Genomic DNA, 14,693 nt, shown 5'->3' on the forward strand with positions numbered 1-14,693 from the left:
CGACCACCTCAACGTGACCACCACACTCCCCATCGACGCCCACGTCCACCTCGACACCCACCCCACCCATCCCAGCGCCGTGACCGCCATCCTGACCGGCACCCAGGCCCACATCGCCCACCTGGGCCTGGAGGCCGCCGACTGGACCGTCGTCGCCGACAACGTCCTGGTCCTGGTCCGCATCGACCACGAGGAGCCCTACTGGGCCCAGGACGCAGCCAAGCACCTGACCGCCGAAGGCATCACCGTCGACATCACCCCTCGGCTCCAGGAGGCCATGGACGAAGAATGGACCTGGGCGAACTACCCGATGCCCTGGTGCACCCGCAGCGAAATCCGAGAGGTCTCCAACGAGGCGCAGAAGATCCACGACGACATCCGCCACGGCCAACTCCTCATCCACGCGCACGCCCACGACGGCCACACCACTGTCGCGGTCGGCACCTACCTCGGCCGCAACGGCAAGTCCGTCTACCTCCACGGCGAGAACCACCTGCGGCAAGTCGCCGACACCTTCGACTCACCCGCTGGGGCCATGCTCGCCTTCGAGAAGGTCCACCGCGCCGACATGCGCCCCGGCCCAGCACCCCTGACCGACACCGAACGCGCCGCCGCCGAAGCCCGCACCCCGCTCGCCCCCACCGCAGCCAAGCCCGAACCGACCCGCCCGGAGCCGGAGACCGTTGCGGCCTACCTGGCCGATGCCGGCGACCACGACGCCCTCCTCGACACCTTCCTCAACACACACGGCGAATGGGAGAAGTGGCGCACCTGGTCAGACGCGACCACCCACGCGATCCACGAATCGCAGACTCTGCGCATCGAGCGGGTCCACGAAGCCCACCCCCGCGAGACCGCCTGGACCGTGGCCGCCTACGAGACGCCGGTGTCGGACCGCATGTGGCACCTGACGGCCACGGGCACTGCCCCCGCCCCCATGCTCCAGACTCTGCTGAACCACCTCGCCGACGGTGACGGATGGGACACCGCCCTGGGGAGCCCCGTGGACGAGAAGACTGTCACCGCCGCCACGAAACCCCTCGCTGGCGCCGGATGGAAACACTCCGCGGACGGACGCTGGCTCCGCTGGACGAACGCCTCCCAGGATGCCGGTGTCCAGTTCGACGCCTTCGCCGCCCAGCAACCGAACAGCCCCCTCGCCACCTGGACCATCTGGGCCGGCCCCACCATCGACCAGCCCACCTGGACCATCACGGCCTCCCCTTACACACCCGCCGCGCTGCTGGCCGACCTCGCCGAGAACCTCGCCCATGGCACCGGAATCCGGACGCACACCCCGGTCAAGCCCACCGTGCACCTCACCACCACCCCCACGGTGCCACCTCCGACAGCCACCACGGCACAGCCCAGCCGATCCCGTTGACGGGGCTTGACCGAACGGGTGTTTCTGCAGCTCACAAGGCTGTGCAGCGGGTCCCTTCTAACCGCCGTTTCAGCCAGACGGAAACGCGTGAAACTCCAACGCTGATGATCAACCCAAGGGGCTCCGTCCCGTACGGGTGGACTGCCGCCGTACCGGTACTCCCATGCTGCTGTCCTGCAAGACTGTCCGTGCTACTCAGGGCGGACGGCAGGACGGGCGAGAGATGGCCGGCACGACAGACGACCCCTTCGGCGCTTACACCGAAGAGGCCGAGTTCTTCGACGAGCTGCCCCACGGCGATCTCGACGAGTACCTGCGGCCGTTCGAGGCCGGACTGCTGATGGCGGCCGGCCGAATGCTGGCCGTCTGCGCCTACCGCGACGCCGCGCACTACTCAGACCGTCCCTTCGACCGCGGCGAGAAAGACGCCGCCGCCACGGTGCTGAACCTGCTGCCCGAGACGTGCGACGACCAGGGCCACACCTTCCGCCGGGATGTGGCGCACGCCTTCTGGGACCTGGCCGACGACCTCGCGGCCGGGCAGGCCCCGCTACCGCGCTGCCAGGCCGAGAGCTGGGCACTCACGGTCATGCTGGACGCAGCGCCCCGCATGTGCGCCGCCAACGACGAGGAACTGACTGCGCTCGGCGTGCCCGTCCCCTCGGGCACGAACGAATCCTCCTACCGGACCCCGTACTTCGAAGAGGAAGCCTTGGCGTTCGTCATCGAGGACGCGAAAAACACCATCCCCGAGGCCACGCCGCCAGCCTCCACCGAGAAAGATGCGGACGGTGCCGATGGGGCTGGCGCGGTTGCGGAGCCCGACGGCGGCTGGGACGACGCCCCCGCCTACTGGTTCTCCCCCTACAGCATCACCCGCCCTCGGGACGTCGAGCGAGGCCACCCGGACTGGGCTGACACGCCCGATCAGAGCCCATCACCATCGGGTCTGCCCAGCACCGACCGGGCCGTGCATCTCCTGGGGCTGGGCGACGACTTCGACCCCTGGCAAGCGGCAGACAGCGATGTGCTGCGCCCCCGGCTGCGAACGATGGCGGACATCCTGACTCCGCTGGCAGCCAGGCTGCTGACGGTGGCCGCCGAGATGGTGGCCGAGCGGGGCTGGCATGACCTGCTCGCCCACGGCGACCGCGTCTTCGCACGCCCCGACGACGAGGACGATGCCTGGGAGCTGGAGGAGTCCTTCCTCCTCCAACTGCCGCCGCTGTGCGACGGCCAGTCCGCCGCCTGGCGCCTGGCCATGGTGCGCGCAGTGCAGAACCTGGCCGATGACCTGCGCTCCGGACGTGCCCCACTGCCCACCTGCACCGCCGAGGAACTCGCGTTCCACCTGATCCTGTCCGAGGCCCAGGCGGTCCTGGAGTACCTCGACGACAACGACGGATACGCCCAGACCGTGGGCCTGCCGACCGGCGACCGGTTCACCGTCCGCCACCGCACCTTCGACCACTGGCGGGAAGCCTTTCTGCAGGACGAAGACGTCCTGTTCCACTACGACCAGGCCCTCGCCACCATCGCCGCCGACCCCGACCACCCGGCAAGCCAGCAAGCTGGCACCGGAGACCTGCGCCCCCGCGCCTGGTTCGCGCCCTTCGGCAACATCCGCCCCCGCGCTCCTCGCCCCCTGACCGATCAGGACCGCGCACGCCTCGCCGACGCGGATCCCGACATCTTCTTCGACAGCACCCCGGCCCTGGCCGAAGCTCCCCTTCCATCCGCCGAGGCGGACACGTCCACCGTGCTGCCCGACGGGCTCCGCGACGAGTTCGAGCACTTCACCGGCCTGGCCCAGCGCCGCTTCTTCGACGAGCCGTGCGCCATCGCGATGGCCGCAAGCCTGGACCGTCTGCTCACCCTCCTCTTCGACACCGACACCGTGGTGCCCTTCCACATCTGGCCGCTCAACCCCCGCGCCAGCGCCGTCAAGACGGGGCTGCTGCTCGTCGACCCCGACTTCTGCCTTCAGGGATACACGCGCACCTGGCGCCTGAGCGCCGACCGTACGGACCGCGAGGCACGCCAGTGGGCCGTCGCCCTCCTTGAGGACTGCGCCAAGTACATCCTGGCCAACCACGGGCACACCGCCATGGACCGCCTTCGAGGCGGCCCGCCCGCCCCGCCCCTGGACCCCCAGCTCTACGACGTGCTGCCCGCTCGCCTGCGCGAGCTCGCACGCGATCTCACCGCAGCCGGCCTGCTGCGCCACCGCAACCGCCACCTCGGCATGAGCGGTGCTCAGCTCGCCGAGGAAGCCATCCTCCCCGAGCCCCTGGTCACTGCCTGGCTCGACGGTACTCCCGTCACACCCTCCCAGCTCCTGCGCTGCGCCCCGGCCCTGCAGCTTTCCGAGGACGTCCTACTCGAAGCGCTGGACGGCAAGCGGGACACGGCGTACTGGCCACTGCCTGATCCGCCGCCGGACCAGCAGGGCCACCCCGAGTGACCACGTGCGGCGCGGACGCGTCAGACGCCCCCGCACAGCCCCTCCGCTGGCTAAGCGGATACGGCGAAGTCAAGTGCTGATCCCTCTCGGCGTCCGAGCCCCCTACGAGGCCGAACGGCGAGTGATCCGTGCCCCACGTGGTCACCTCAAGTTTCGCTCTGATGTCCACGGAGGGGCCACTGACACCGCCCACCCCGGGCACAGTGGGTAGGTGATCACTCAGTTGAGGCGTATGTGGAAGCTGCGGGTCCGAACTCGAGTACGTCGCCTTGCAATTGGTGTAGCCGTCCTCCTCGGGCTGATCGGCTACGCCCTCCTGCTCTGGAAGGGGCCGTGGTGGCTCGACGGTTCTCACATCCGGGAGAGGGACCTGCAGCCGGCCGACGGTGTCGTGATCACGGGGCTCCGAACGATGCTCGTTGCCCTCGGCGCTGCCCTAGTGGCGGGCCTCGGCTTGATGTACACCCATCTGAACCTTCAGCACACGCGCGATAAGGACCGGGAACAGGCCGAACTCACGCGTGAAGGCCAGGTCACGGAGCGGTATGTGGAGGCAATCAAGCTGCTCGGCTCCGACAACGAAACAGAACGACTCGGCGGCATCTACGCCCTCGAACGGATCATGAAGGACTCCGAGAAGGACCATTGGACGGTAGTCGAGGTTCTTGCATCGTTTGTGCGCAACCACTGTGAGCGCCAGGACGACACCCACATCGTTGAGGTTGACGGCGAGCACGGCACCCTCACTGTCTCGAATCCACCGACCCGAGACGGAGTAGCGGCCTTCGAGGTCCTCTGCCGTCGCCCGGACCGACCCGAGGCTCACCGCGTTGATCTGCGCAACGTGACTCTCCACGAGGTACACATCGAAGGTGGCCGACTGCAGGGCTTCGATCTCTCAGAGGCCGACCTACGCAAAGCGACATTCGTCGACTGCAACCTCAAATCGGCGCGGCTGAACGGGGCGGTTCTTGAGGAGGCAACTCTGGCGACGTGCAACCTGTCGAGGGTGACCTTTGACGGAGCCTCGCTCGCGGGCGCAAGGTTCCACAACCTATCGCTGGAGAAGACGAGTCTCCGGAGCACGCAGATGGACGAGACGCGCATAGACGAAGCCTCGATGAAACAAGCAGATCTGAGCGGAGCGTCAATTGTAGATGTGCTGTTTTCCGACGTGAGCATGCACGAAGCCCGGTTTGAGGACGCCACGATTCTCGGGACCACCGTGTTCAGGAACGCCGCAGGGTTGACACCCGAGCAATTCGCCCCAGCCGCTGTCGCTCCCGGTACCGAACTCCCGGCCGCCATTCTACAGGTGCTGAATCTTCGCTCGGAGATCGAATCCATCCCTCGTCGCACCCTGGGTCACGAGGACCATTGAAGCACGGAGCTGCCGCTCGGCCTCGTAGAGAGCTCGGACGCCTAGAGGGTTCAGCACTTCAGTTGACTTCGCCGTAGCCGCTTAGAAGCACCGGACGGGGCCCGGCTCCCGGGGGATGGCAGCAGCGCGCTCCTCATCCGCCATCCGCTGCTGGTCCCGATTCAGCGCGTCCGATCGGGCTTCGGGGGTGACAGCCCCACCAACCGTGATCGCCGCCGTACCGGGGACATGGGTGAGCGAGTACCGGATGGGAGAGCGGCTGGAACGCGACGGCAGGTACAAGCGGGCAACACCGGGCGGCAGCTCGGCACGCAGCGCTCCGTGCCAGCGGATCCACAGCGCGGGACGTCCGCGGAGGGCCTCGTCGCGGAGCTTGTCCACGGCGGTGCTGTCGTCCGCACGGTCGATCTCCACAGCGACCGGAGGGCCGTCCTTGCGAACCAGGCGGAGATCCAGGTAGGCAGACCAGGGCGGAGACCAGTAGATGCGGCAACCCCCATTCATCCGGCGAGGCGGGTCGATATAGCGCATCGGCGCCTCCCGTCTGCACCTCCAGCCTGACGCCGTCGCCCACTCCGCCACTGCGCGGGTGATGCACAGGGTTGCCTCCTTGCCGGTCAGGCCGGCGAAGGAGAAGCGGGTCTCGGACAGGTGTGTGCGTAAGGCCGCGGCGAGGAACTCGGACTCGCCGGCCGCCATCGGTTCGAGAGCCATCCGCCGATTCTCCGCCCGGGCACTGACAACAGCCAGGCATTGCTGCCGAACAGCGGGAACATGCACGGACTGACCGACACGGAGTCCCCTGAAGTGCCCGCCGTCGTCATCGCGCAGGACGGGGCCAGCGGGTAGGCGACGCGATCGCTGTTAAAGGAGGGCTGCGGCGAGCCGCGGCCGATTGACGAGCCAGTCGACGCTGGCGAGCTTCAGGTCGATCGCGTCAGCCCCGCGCTTCGCCATGGCGGCACCCTGCGCCATGGTGGGGCGGGCCACGGACGGGGACCTCCGGAGTTCGCCCCCGCGCCCCGTTCATGATCCCACTACCGGGCTATGAAGACCCGAAGCCGCCGCCCGGGTCGCGATGGCCGCCAGCACGTTGCGAACCCTCCTGGGCTGATGCGGACCGCGATCGCCCCTCTTGAGCGCGGCCTCGCCGCTCTGTTGCGAACCCTCCCGGGCTGATGAAGACCATGCCCTCGGCAGCGCCCAGTACCTCGGCGTCACCTGACGAACACTCCTGGGCTGATGACGACCAGTTACCCGCCCGCTGGTCGCGCTGCGCGTCCTCATGTTTCGAACCCTCCTGGGCTGATCACGACGCCGTCGCTCACCTGACAGCCGAGGGCGTACTGATCGTTTCGAACCCTCTTGGGCTGATGACGACCGGTCGACGAGGCCCGCATCCCCGTCGACATGTGGCGGTTTCGAACCCTCCAGGGCAGATGACGACTTGCCGCACGGTCGGACACGGCGGATACCTGCTGGTGTTTCCAACCCTCATGGGCTGATGACGACCGGCCGGCGCGGTCACCTACCCCGACGGCCTGTTGCGAACCCTCCGGGGCTGATGAGGACGGGAGGCCGACCGGAGCGGGGGCTGGGGGCCGGGTTGTGAACGCTCCTGGGCTGATGAGGACGCACGCCGCGATGCCCGTCGCCTATGTCCTGCTGACGTTGCGAACCCCCCGGGGCTGATGAGGACGTTCGACCCCGGGCACATGGAGCCGTGGATTACGCCGTTGCAAACCCTCCTGGGCTGACGACGCGAATGGCGCTGGACATCCAGCCACCGCCTGGGTGATTCGAACCCTCCTGGGCCGATGAAAAACGAGGCACGGCCGCAGACCTATCCAGGGACGGTCTGTTTCGAACCCTCCAGGGCTGATCAAACTCAGCCAGAAGGGAGCGGTCCTCTGTGGATCGCATGTTCCGAGCCCTCCTGGGCCTATGACGACCGCTCGCGCATGACGGATACAGCGTGTGATTCCTGTTTCGAACCCTCCTGGGCCGATGACAACATTGGGCCTGACCGTCCACGTAACGGCCGGATTCATGTTTCCAACCCGCCTGAGCTGACGGCAACCCGATCCAGCGCCATGTTCCTTAAGCACCACGCCGGTTCCCAACCCTCCTGGGCTTATGAGACAAGGCTTTTGCATCGCTTCCTGGGACACCTGCTACGGGTTTCGAACCCTCTTGGGCTGATGACGACCAGGAGCGCCTGTACCTGCTGCGCCGGGCGACGCTGGCGTTTCGAACCCTCTCGGACTGATGACGACACTGCTCGCCGTGGACACCGTGCGCATCACCTCCCAGTTTCGAACCCTCCTGGGCTGATGACGACCGTGACCGCCCACCACTCGATGATGTGGCGGCGCGGGTTTCGAACCCCCTGGGCTGACGACGACGCCGTCTGCGGACCGGGCCCTGCGCCACCGTTCAAACCCTCCTGGGGGGAACCAGAGGCAGCTCGTCATAGCCGTCCAGCCCGAACTCGTTCCGAACCCTCCTGAGCTGATGACGACCCATCATCCGGACGCGCCGGTCTGGGACCGCACCCAGTTCCGAACCCTCCTGGGTTGATGACGACACCGCCCTCCGACGTACATCAGAACTACCACAGTACGCCTGGACGTTCTCGCTCGATGAGCGTTGTCAGTGGCTCCCTGTACGTTCTCATCTACGTCAACATCCCTGCGAGGGTGGTGATTTGGCGTGTCCTGACCTGCCGTCATACGCCCCGGCTGGGGGGAAGTACGAGGGAGATAGTGCGACTTCGCTTAGAGATCAACACGCGGGCCCGGGAGATCCCGTGGGGAGATGTCCTCGCCCCGGGCCGCGGCATCATCTACGACGCCCTGTACCGGACTGCTCCCGAGCTGGCCGAGAAGATCCACGAGAACGGGTGGGGGCCATACGGCATTGCCCCCTTCGGGCACAGCGCTCCCATGTTCCCGAACGCACGCCGTGTTCGGGGTAAGTACGCGGTAGGCGGCACCGGCTACTTGGAGTTCGGCAGCCCGCTGCCTGAGCTGGTGCAGGCGCTGGCCTTGGACTTCATGAACCCCGCTCGGACTCTGCTGGACTGGGGCGGAATCGCGCTGCAGGTCGGCAGCGTCACTGTCCAGCAGCCACCGAAGTTCACCAGTGGCCGGGCCCGGCTGCGTACCGCGAGCCCGCTCCACCTCTCCGAGTACGAGCGGCCCAAGCCCGGCGGCGAGCACACGCCCGTGCGTGCGCTGCTGCCTGAGGACCCGGCGTATCCGGTGGCGCTGGAGCGCAACCTCAACCGCCGTGCGGAGACCTTCGGGCACGCGCCGGATATTCGGCTTGAGGGGATCACGTGGATTGGTCCGCGCCACCCGTTCCGGGTGACCGGTCGGGGCCATTCCGGGCAGCGGACCGGTGCGCCGGTGGAGGTTGAGGTCAGCGGCGGTGCCGGTGCACTGGCCGCGCTGTGGTCGGCGGGGCTGGGCCAGCAGACCGGGGCCGGGTTCGGGTGGGTGGTCGCGTGAGTGAACTGCCTGCCGAGCAGAGCGCGTTACGGCTCTCGCCTCATCCCTTGCAGCGTGTCGGGGCCTTCGCCCTGGCTGCGTTGGCCGGAGTACGGGTCCCGGACGAGGTGGTCGGCACGCTGTTCGACGATGCCACCGCCAAGCTGACCGCGGCTGCCGTGCAGGCTGCCCTCGTGAGGGACACCAAAGCCGAGGCCGGGTTCCTGCTGAAGTGTTCCTACAGCCTGTGGCCGAACAGCAAGATGAACCACCCGCGGAACAAGAAGCTTTCCGACGTCGAGGTTACCGAGGCTGTTCGGGCCTGGCGCACCGTCCCCGCGCCAGATAGCTGGCCGGAGGCCGGTTGCGCACTGTGCCGTGCAGCGGCGGTCGGGTTCTTCGGCAAGAGCGACATCGTCCTCACCGAGTCGATCGCCTACCGCAACACCACCCCACGCGGGCACGCCGGCCTCGCCCTGTGCTGGCCATGCGTCTGCTCCTTCCACGCGCTCCCCTTCGGCAGCCACCTCTCCGGCGGCCCGAGCACGATCGTGCACACCTGGGACGAACGCCTCGCCGCTCACACCGCCCGCCGACAGGTGCATCGCAACGGGCTACTGATCACCGCCGGGGCGAAACCGGCCAGCCCGAAGCCAGAGGTGATCGCACTGGCCGCGCTTCGCGGTTACGAGCACCGCGTCACGGCCGGGGTGGAACTCCTGGTATTCACCAATAACAACCAGGAGCAGTCCTTGTCCACCCACGCGGTGGATCAGCCGCTCGCCGAGTGGCTGCGCACCACCACCCGGCTGCCCGAACGGCGCACGGGCCTCGCGTGCCTGCTGCGCTCCTGCCGCACCGCCAAGGGCAGCGGCGCACAGAACCTCGCCTGGCGTGTGTTCAACCGGCCGGAGACCATCCCCGCCGTTCTCGCGTCCTACCTGGCCGACCGCACCGAAGCCCGCGGCATGCCGGTGCCCGAGTCCCCCGCCGTCGCCGAACTGATCCGCTCCTACCTGCACGAGGTGATGCACATGGACGAAAAGGATCTCGCAGAGATCCGCCAGACCGCACAGCGCGTCGCCGCGCTGTTCAAGCCCGATGACACCGGGGGCAAGCTCACCGGCTTCCACGCCCTGTTCCGTGCCGGTCGCGGCACGGACCTGCGCAACTGGCTGCAGCGTCACTCCGTGGAATGGGTTCTGACCCGGCCTGACGACGGCGCGCCGCTGATCACCGAGAACGGGTTCGAGCTGCTGTTCTCGCCCAGCCAGGACGGCAACGCCTGGTTCTTCCGCCAGTACCTGCTGACCTCGGTCCTCGCCGAGCTGCACCGCCGCGGCTGGCAGCCCAAGGACGCCAAGACCGTCGTCGAGGACTTCGACCCCGACGCTATCGACCCCACCGACACCGAAGCCCTTGAGGAAGGAATCACCCAGTGACGCACCTCGCTGGAAAGCTCGCCCTCGACATCCAGGCTGGCGCCCCGAACAACGGCCGCGGCCAGGACAACGTCGGCATGGTCAAGAAGATGCAGGTTGGCCGCGATACCTACCCCTACATCTCGCCCCAGGCCGTGCGCCGCTGGCTGCGCGACAGCCTCCCGGCCGCCGAGCCCGTCTCGCCCGTCATCCGCGAGGGCAAGGGCAAGAAGCAGCAGGCATACACCAAGGGCCGGCCCGACCTGTTTGTCGACGACGACCTGTTCGGCTACATGGTCGCCATCAGCGGCTCGGACAGCTCGTGCCAGCGCGATACCGTCCTCGCCACCGGCACCTTCGTCAGCATCACCCCCCAGCGGATCGCCTCCGACTACGGCACCATGACCCGCGGCTTCGCAGCCGGCGACAACCCGGTCATCCACGAGCACGAGTTCTATACCGCTGTGTGCGCCGGCGACATCAACCTCGACCTCCCCCGTGTCGGCACCTTCGAGACCGACGGGCAGGGCATCCGCATCGCCCTGCCCCCGCAGGCCGCCGAGGAAGCCGTCGCATCGGGCGCCACCGAGGCCACGTTCCGCGGGGTGTCGGCACTCGTCCTCGACATCGCCGAGCGCCGCCGTCGCACCGCCCTCGTGCTCCGTACCCTCGCCGCGCTGCGCGGAGGAGCCAAGCCCGCCGCGCACTACGGCGACCGCACCCCGGCGTTCCTCCTCCTCGCCCCGATGAAGGGCGGCGTCAATCCCTTCACCCGCGTGCTGGCCAACAAGGACGGCAAGCCCGTCTTCGCCGCCGACACCCTCACCGAGGAGATTGCCGCCTGGCACGACGAACTCGACGGCCCGGTACGCATCGGATGGGCCCCCGGATTCCTCGGTGACCAGCGTGACCGCGCCCGCCGCGACCTCGCCGACCTCATCACCGCAAACACCGTCGTGATCGACCACCCGCGCACCATCCTCAACAACCTGGCCAAGGAGATCGAGGACGGCACCCACGACACCTGGTTCGAGGACGCCAAGGCATGACCACCGCACCCGTGACGGCGCTGGAGGCCACGTTCACCGCCCCGGTCGCCAGCTTCCGCAACCCCTTGTACTCCGGGGTTCAGGTCGGCCTGCCCTGCCCGCCGCCGTCCACGGTCGGCGGCATGCTCGCCGCTGCGGCCGGCGGCTGGCAGCACGTCTCCGAGACCTTCCAGTTCGCCATGGCCTTCCACGCCCGGGGCAAGGGCGTCGATCTGGAGACCTACCACCCCCTCGACGCCAAAGGCCGGCCTACCAACCCCGGGCCCAAGGACCGCGAGTTCCTGACCTTCACCACTCTGACGGTCTGGATCACCGACCAGCCCGAGCGGTGGCGCAGCGTCCTGCGCCGCCCGGCCTGGCCCCTGCGTCTCGGCCGCAGCCAGGACCTCGTCGGTCTCCACCTCCACATCACCGAATTGGCGCGACATCCGGGGGCGCAGCGCGGCGCCTTGGTCGAGGACCGGCCCGGCACCGCCGGAACCGCGTTGCGTCTGCCCACGGCGATCCGCAAGGACAGGGCCCGCACCGTGTGGGGTACCTACCGCTACGACGCCACCGGCACCACCACCGCCACCGTTCCCGACAGCTACAGCACCCCCACCGGACAGGCCGTCACCCTGCTTCCACCCGCCCACCCCGCAACCGCAGAGGCATAAAGGCTCGTGCCGTCATCACCCCCACCAGAATCACAAGGACTTGATGGGCCCCCCGTGTTGTCCCAGGTGCTGGCCAAGAGCACCAGAGGCGACTGGCCGGCCGAACCATTGACGGTGCACCTGAGCGCGGCCCTGGACGCGGCCCGGCTCGTGGCCCGACGCACCGGCCAGATCGCCATCGTCACCAGGATCCTGCCCGGCTTCTGGGACACGGTTGCCCTGGCCGATCTGCTGCACGATGCGGGGAAGATCCCCGACGGCTGCCAGGCCATGCTCGCCGGGGGGCCGGTCTGGGGAGAGCGCCACGAGGTGCTCTCCCTGGGATTCGTCGAGCTGGTCGCGGACGACGAGCTGCGGGCATGGGTATCGGCCGCCGTCGCCACCCACCACCGCCCGTTGACGAACTCCCCCAGATCGCTCGCCGCACTGTACGGGGCAGCGCCGGTCGGGGAGTGGCAGGCACGGTTTGCTCCCGTCGACCAGGCCGCCGCGGACGAGCTGGCCGCATGGCTGTACGAGACCGCGACCGCTGCGGGACTGCCGGTCAAGCCGCTGTCCGCCGGCGCGGACTGGGTCGCCCAGGCCCACACGGAGCTGAATAAGCTGCTGGACCGCTGGGAGTACGGGGCTGACCCCGAGGAGGGACTGGTAGCGGTACTGCTGCAGGGTGCTGTGACCATGGCCGATCACCTCTCCTCCGCCCACGGCAGGCTGCACCTAACCCAGCCCATGGGCCCTGCCTTCGCTGCCCGCCTGGAGGAGGCCATCGCAGCCAAGGGCTACAGCCTGCGACCCCACCAGCGGCGCGCAGCGGCGGTTGAAAACCACCTGCTGCTCAGGTCCCGGACCGGCAGCGGTAAGACGGAGGCCGCCTGGCTGTGGGCCTGCCGCCAGACCGCCACCATGCACGCCGCGGGACAGGGTGTGCCCCGTGTCTTCTACACGCTCCCCTACCTCGCGTCGATCAACGCCAACGCGGACCGCACCACACGGGAACTGGGCTCAGCCGGCCAGGTCGGTGTGGCGCACGGGCGAGCAGCCGCCTACCACCTGGCCAACGCGGTGTGCCCGGAGGACGGGGACGCGGAACGGGTGACCGCTGCGCGAAAAGCAGTGGCCCGGCAGGCAGCCACCCGGCTGTTCAAGGAGACAGTCAGGATCACCACTCCCTACCAGCTGCTGCGCGCCGCGCTGGTCGGAGCGGCCCACTCCTCCCTGCTCGTGGACGCGGCGAACTCGGTGTTCATCATGGACGAGTTGCACGCCTACGACACCAAACGGCTCGGCTACATCCTGGCCATGATGCGCCTGCTGGAACAGCTCGGCGGACGCTTCGCCGTCCTATCCGCCACCCTCCCCGACGCCCTCGCCGAACTCATCGACAACAAAGACACCCTCGCCGGGACCGTGACCCGCACCGACGACGCCGACAGCCACCAACCAGCCCGGCACCGCATCCGCACCCGCCCCCACCACCTCACCGACCCGGCCGCGATCACCGAGATCACCGAGCGCCTGCACAACGGTGAATCCGCTCTCGTCGTCGCCAACAACATCCGCCAGGCACAGCAGCTCTACGACCAACTCGGCCCCATCGCACGCCAGCTGTTCGGCCCGCAGGCCGCGGCCATGCTGCACTCCCGTTTCAAGCGCCGCGACCGCAGCCGCCTGGAACAGCACATCACCGAACGCCACAGCGTCGACCGCACCCGAAAAGGTGACCGGCTGCCCGGACTGGTCGTCTCCACACAGGTCCTCGAAGTCTCCATGGACGTCGACTTCGACGTCCTGTTCACCGCCGCCGCCGACCTCGAAGCCCTCGCCCAGCGATTCGGCCGGGCCAACCGGATCGCCGCCCGGCCCCCGGCCGACGTCATCGTGCACGCCGCCCGCTACACCCCGCGCCAGAATTCACCAGGCGAATGGTTCGCCGACGGCATCTACCCGCAAGCCCCCACTCAGGCGGCCTGGCACATCCTCACCGCACACGACGGACAGCCCGTCGACGAAAACGACATCACCGGATGGCTCAACCAGATCTACGCCACCGACTGGGGCACAGCATGGCGAAAGGACGTGATCTTCCACCGAGACCAATTCGCCGCCACATTCCTGGACTTCACCTACCCCTTCGACAGCCGCGACGACCTCGCAGAGCGGTTCGACGAACTCTTCGACGGCACCGAAGCCATCCTCACCGAAGACCGCAACAACTACGCCGCCGCACTCGACCAAGCACGAGGCCGCGCCGGCCGACTCCTCGCCGACGACTACCTCATCCCACTGCCCGCCAGCGCCGTTCCCCGAGCGCGCTACGACACGGAGCTGAAGGTGTACGTCATCAACGGCACCTACAGCAGCGAACACGGGCTCACCGCCGTACGCGACCCGGGTGCCACGTACCGGAAGGAAGAGCTGGCTTGATCGGCGAGGAGGGATCGCAACCTGATCAGCGCAGCCAGATGCGACGGGACTCACGCCGTAGTCGTTGCCCAGGAGGGTTCGAGTCGCAGCTCCGGCGACCGGCTGCGGGCCGTCATCAGCCCAGGAGGGTTCGAAACGTGGCCTGGTCGTCCGACAGCGGGGCACCGGCATGCGGCGTATCAGCACAGAAGGATTCGGGACACCGGAAGCGGGACGGTATTGGCGATCTCGTCCAGCCGTTATTAACCCAGGAGGGTTCGCAACTGAGGCGGTGCGCGTGGGCTGATGAAGACAGCGTGTCGAAATCAGCCCAAGAGGGTTCGAAACGGGAAAACGCGCGCGAACCACCAGGCTGCCGCCCGCGTCGTCATCAGCCCATCAGGGTTCGAAACCAGCCTAGGAGGGTGGGCGTGGAAGCTAGAC

At 68.1% G+C, this 14,693-nt stretch carries 10 protein-coding genes; 8 read left to right on the forward strand and 2 right to left on the reverse strand.

Going from position 1 to position 14,693, the window contains the following annotated elements; genetic code table 11:
* The first annotated feature begins 13 nt into the window (after positions 1–13).
* From ABZ855_RS19810 to ABZ855_RS19820, 3 genes are all read left to right on the forward strand, one after another.
* Positions 14–1,384 carry a DUF317 domain-containing protein gene (locus ABZ855_RS19810; protein WP_360808464.1) on the forward strand — a complete coding sequence of 457 codons (1,371 nt, stop codon included), beginning with the start codon at positions 14–16 and terminating at the stop codon, positions 1,382–1,384.
* Between the two features lie 223 nt (positions 1,385–1,607).
* Positions 1,608–3,848: a hypothetical protein gene (locus ABZ855_RS19815; protein ID WP_360808466.1), complete on the forward strand. Its 2,241-nt coding sequence runs from the start codon at positions 1,608–1,610 to the stop codon at positions 3,846–3,848.
* Between the two features lie 211 nt (positions 3,849–4,059).
* A complete protein-coding gene (locus ABZ855_RS19820; protein WP_360808467.1) occupies positions 4,060–5,229 on the forward strand; it encodes a pentapeptide repeat-containing protein in 1,170 nt (389 codons plus the stop codon).
* 81 nt (positions 5,230–5,310) lie between these two features.
* On the opposite strand, the gene ABZ855_RS19825 is transcribed toward ABZ855_RS19820, so the two are convergent.
* Both ABZ855_RS19825 and ABZ855_RS19830 read right to left on the reverse strand, forming a co-directional pair.
* Positions 5,311–5,943: a hypothetical protein gene (locus tag ABZ855_RS19825; protein WP_360808469.1), complete on the reverse strand. Its 633-nt coding sequence runs from the start codon at positions 5,941–5,943 to the stop codon at positions 5,311–5,313.
* A gap of 150 nt (positions 5,944–6,093) precedes the next feature.
* A complete protein-coding gene (locus tag ABZ855_RS19830; RefSeq protein WP_360808471.1) occupies positions 6,094–6,219 on the reverse strand; it encodes a hypothetical protein in 126 nt (41 codons plus the stop codon).
* Between the two features lie 1,775 nt (positions 6,220–7,994).
* On the opposite strand from ABZ855_RS19830, the gene ABZ855_RS19835 reads away from it, so the two are divergent.
* Genes ABZ855_RS19835 through cas3 form a run of 5 tightly spaced genes read left to right on the forward strand, consistent with a single transcriptional unit; the run spans position 7,995 to position 14,270 of the window.
* Positions 7,995–8,741, forward strand: a complete 747-nt coding sequence (locus tag ABZ855_RS19835) for a CRISPR-associated endoribonuclease Cas6 (RefSeq protein ID WP_360808473.1) — start codon at positions 7,995–7,997, stop codon at positions 8,739–8,741.
* Entirely contained in the window at positions 8,738–10,162 is a 1,425-nt protein-coding gene (locus ABZ855_RS19840; RefSeq protein ID WP_360808475.1) for a hypothetical protein, read from the forward strand. The genes ABZ855_RS19835 and ABZ855_RS19840 overlap by 4 nt, the downstream gene beginning before the upstream one ends.
* Positions 10,159–11,190, forward strand: a complete 1,032-nt coding sequence (gene cas7i / locus ABZ855_RS19845) for a type I-B CRISPR-associated protein Cas7/Cst2/DevR (RefSeq protein WP_360808477.1) — start codon at positions 10,159–10,161, stop codon at positions 11,188–11,190. Before ABZ855_RS19840 ends, cas7i begins: the two co-directional genes overlap by 4 nt.
* Positions 11,187–11,846: a CRISPR-associated protein Cas5 gene (cas5, locus tag ABZ855_RS19850; protein WP_360808479.1), complete on the forward strand. Its 660-nt coding sequence runs from the start codon at positions 11,187–11,189 to the stop codon at positions 11,844–11,846. Before cas7i ends, cas5 begins: the two co-directional genes overlap by 4 nt.
* A gap of 54 nt (positions 11,847–11,900) precedes the next feature.
* Positions 11,901–14,270, forward strand: coding sequence for a CRISPR-associated helicase Cas3' (gene cas3 / locus ABZ855_RS19855; protein ID WP_360808481.1), 2,370 nt, complete (start codon positions 11,901–11,903; stop codon positions 14,268–14,270).
* Positions 14,271–14,693 lie beyond the last annotated feature (423 nt).

Source organism: Streptomyces sp. NPDC047042, assembly GCF_040644035.1.
Classification (GTDB): domain Bacteria; phylum Actinomycetota; class Actinomycetes; order Streptomycetales; family Streptomycetaceae; genus Streptomyces.